Annotated in this window: 1 pseudogene; it reads right to left on the bottom strand. The window is 44.0% G+C overall.

From position 1 onward, the window contains the following. Positions 1–397 (bottom strand): annotated as a pseudogene (locus tag HMPREF2607_RS10665) (glucosyl transferase); the annotation flags it as partial. Positions 398–445 lie beyond the last annotated feature (48 nt).

Consider the following 445-nt stretch of genomic DNA (forward strand, 5'->3'; position numbering starts at 1 on the left):
CTCGGTCTGTAGTTACAGCCTCACGTGTTTGGCCTGAGACCGATTCTGCAGGAGCTTGGCTTTCACTTGCAGTTGTTGAAGCTGTTTCACTGGTAGTTTCAGAGCTTGCAGCAGAAGTTGCGGCTTGTTCTGAGACATTTGTAGTGCTTTCAGTGCTAGCCACATTTTCAGTAGTAGCAGGAGCTTCAACAACCTTTGTTTCTACGAGGTCTGCTGTGGTTTCTACATTAGCAGTGGTAGTAGCAGTCACATCAAGGTTTGATGAGTTATCAGCTTTAGCTTCCTCAGCGAAGGCAGGCTTTGCGATGAGGGCAAAACCTGCAAGAGCAGTTGCACATGAGAATGCAATCAGACGTTTTTTGGACTTAGGTCCAGTAAAATTAGAATGAACTTTCATATTTTTTCCTCCTTTTTCCTAAGTCCTATTATAGCGCTATTTTAGAGA

The sequence above is a fragment of the Streptococcus sp. HMSC078H03 genome, from assembly GCF_001808655.1.
Taxonomy (GTDB): Bacteria; Bacillota; Bacilli; order Lactobacillales; family Streptococcaceae; genus Streptococcus; species Streptococcus salivarius_G.